1 protein-coding gene is annotated in these 3,043 nt (G+C 41.7%); it reads right to left on the bottom strand.

What is annotated here, in order from left to right; all coding sequences use genetic code 11:
• The coding region (locus ACFE90_RS36920) for an NACHT domain-containing protein (RefSeq protein WP_375507197.1) at positions 1–2,589 on the bottom strand (2,589 nt) is incomplete at its 3' end.
• Positions 2,590–3,043 lie beyond the last annotated feature (454 nt).

Genomic DNA, 3,043 nt, shown 5'->3' with positions numbered 1-3,043 from the left:
GCTGAGGTCGGCATCGCTGAGGTTGGCATCGCTGAGGTTGGTACGGCTGAGGTCGGCATGGCTGAGGTAGGCATCGCTTAGGTTGGTACGGCTGAGGTCGGCATGACTGAGAAATAATCTTAAGTTTTCTCTAAAAGCAGAGATACTCAAGCAGTGACTATAGCCGATAATACGGAGCAAGCGTTCTGAGTCAAATTGATCGGTATTAGGTTTACCGCAGGGGTGAAATGTAATTTTGTCTTTGAGGTCGTCTTTTCTTTGGGCATAGCGATGCAACTCTAAAAGCAAAATCATCACATTCAGCCCTGTATACACATCCACCTGACGCAATCCCAACTCAATTTCTCGCTCTGGTAATTGCTCCCGCAATTGTTTTTTCTTTATCAGAGGCAGGTTTGCATCTTCTGCATCAATAAATTCCCCATCGCACCAACGGAAGTAGAATTGCACTAATCTTTGAAACAGTTGACACAAGCGTTCTACGTTTGGAAATTCCGAATTCTCAGCCAACCAACCCATCAAATATTCGACAATTTCAAGCGTTAAATTTCCATAACCTAATAAATCGTAAATCTGCTTATCCATTACCTCCGTGGTAATAAAGTCACGCTTGCTTACCTTGGTTGTCCAATCGATAAAGCTTTTTAGTAACCGTTCCGCGAATAAAAACTCGCTAAAACTCTTGTGAACAAACTCAACTGAGCCGCCTTTATCGCCTGAAGCTGGTTTGATATAGAATGCCGTCAACAAATTATTGAGTAGCTTATCTTGTTGATTTTTTTGGGAGGTATTCTCCTGTCTGGCATCCTGAATTAACTTTGCAGCTGGGTTGTTGCTGTCTTTGAGCCGTGCTTCTAACATCGTCACTCTCGCAGATTCATTCCCAGACTGCACCACACACAAAGCGGCTTCAGTGAGAAACTGCCGCAAATCTTCACTCTCCAATCCAGTCAAGCGAGAGTTATCATTCTGATTTTCACTGTCACGCTGTTTTTCTAGTACCCACTTCACTGATTCGTCATAGATGCGGATTTTTGCCTTAATAGCGTCTGCGCCTGCAAACATTTGGACGTTGAGACGGTTGTCTCGGTGCATCCGCGCCAGTAAATAAAGCAGTAAGGGTTCTCGTGCTAGTTTATTTTTGACTTCATCAGGGCAAGCCTGCAAAAATTCTTCAAACTCAATCTTGTTAACTTGAGCCGCAACTGCCCATTTTTCCAGCCATTTTTGCTGAATTGAGTCATCCATTGGCTGAAGTTCGACGCGCTTCAAGCTTTTGGTTTGTGAAAGCAGGCGCTCAATTCCTTGCAGCGCTAAGGGACGACCGGTAATCAAAAACTGATGACGGCAAAAGGGGTCTTTTTGAAACTGTTCCACCTGTTCTAAAAATTCCTTCAAGCCGCCAGTTGCTCGTCCTTCTAGTAATAACTCATCAAACCCATCCAGTAAAAATAAAAAGCGAGTATTTTTATCTGTCAGCCAGCCTGAATCACTGGTGACAAAATCAAGGTGTTGTAAATAGTTCTCTAAAGTATCAGTTAAGTTATCTTTTAGTACGCGCAAATCTCGCAACCGAATCAGAATTGGGGTAAAGCTGGGATGTAATTCGCGCTGTACCCAATCGGCAAACATCCGACAAAAGACGCTTTTCCCCCGTCCGGCTTCGCCCTGAATAAACAAAACTTGTTTATGTTTTGTTTCTGGGTCATTCAGTATTGCCTTAACCCACGCTTCCAGTTCCAGGCTTGCATTGTCTTTGGCATCTAGTTCTTTGACTTGCAAAGGTACATACAAATCCCGAAAGGTAATATGGGTTTCATCAAAAATCTTTTCTTCTGGCTTTGGTTTAATTACCTGTTCCAAATAACCTTCGATATTCAGATTTTTCTCTAGCTTTTCTTTTCCTCCGGCGCTATACCATTTCCAAAGTTTGTCCGCTTTCTCTCCGACTTCTACCAATGCGTCTTGCATATTTTCATCGGTGTGACGCGCCACCCGTTCAGTTAAGGTTTTTGCTTCTGTCTCCGTTAATCCGGCTTCTTGCAAACGTTGCTGTAAAATCTGATTAAATGATTCTGCCAGTTGAGATTCATGGAAATAGAGAATAGCTTTTTTTACTTCCCGTTCATCAAATTCTTGCTCACCTAATTTCTGAATCTGCAAAGCTAAAGCATGAGAAGCTTCACGGTTTGGATCAATTTTCTTGAGTAATTCCGAATCTTGTTTGAGAATATCCTGAAAGCTATCTATGTAAGCAGCCTGACTAACTAGTAGCACACAGTTTTCTAAACTTGGCTCTTTGTTGGTTGCATCAATAATGAACTTTAGTATAGTAATGGCGATGGGTGCGAAGGGAATTACTTCTTTGGTAATTTGACCCAGAGGAGAATTAAATACATCTAATAGCGACGAAATCTGTTCTAGATAAGGTTTAAAGTTTTGAACATTGGGTTTTTGCTCTTTGATGGCTTTTGCCAAATCAAGCACGGCTTTAGCTGCTTCGGCTCCAGTCTTTGTTACCTCTACGCCTTGTCCCCAGTTCAAATCCTGAATGTTTCTCAAAAACTTCCAGAGTTTCGTCATCGCCATAGACTATTCTCCAACAGCATCAATTTAGTAAAAATGCAGTTTTATAAAGCTTCTCGTTTGTATGCAATAGATTTTGACCTCTCTCCAAACCTCTCTCCTTTTAGGAGAGAGGTTTTGAATCTTACTCCCCAACGCTAGTAGGGAAGGGGTTGGGGGTTAGGTCTATATTGCACTCAACTAAGAACCGCTATATTACTTAACTCAAATTCAACCAGCTAAAAACTTGTTTAACTGTCAGTTTTAACTCGGTATCTGTGAGTGTAGGCAACTGATAAGCTATTGTATATAATTTCACTCGCTACTTGGAAACGCTGTTAGCAGAGTTTTAAGTTTCACATAGAGGCACAGAGGCGCAGAGAGTTTTTAAATTTTGTTGTCTACGAGTATCAAAGACTCGTCAACGGAGATAAAAGGTGGATTCATCCAGTTCAAAGACTCGTTAACGGAGATAAAA

The sequence above is a fragment of the uncultured Nostoc sp. genome, assembly GCF_964245445.1.
Taxonomy (GTDB): Bacteria; Cyanobacteriota; Cyanobacteriia; order Cyanobacteriales; family Nostocaceae; genus Nostoc.
The sequence above is the reverse complement of the archived record's forward strand: the minus strand, read 5'-3'. Positions and strand labels throughout refer to the sequence as shown.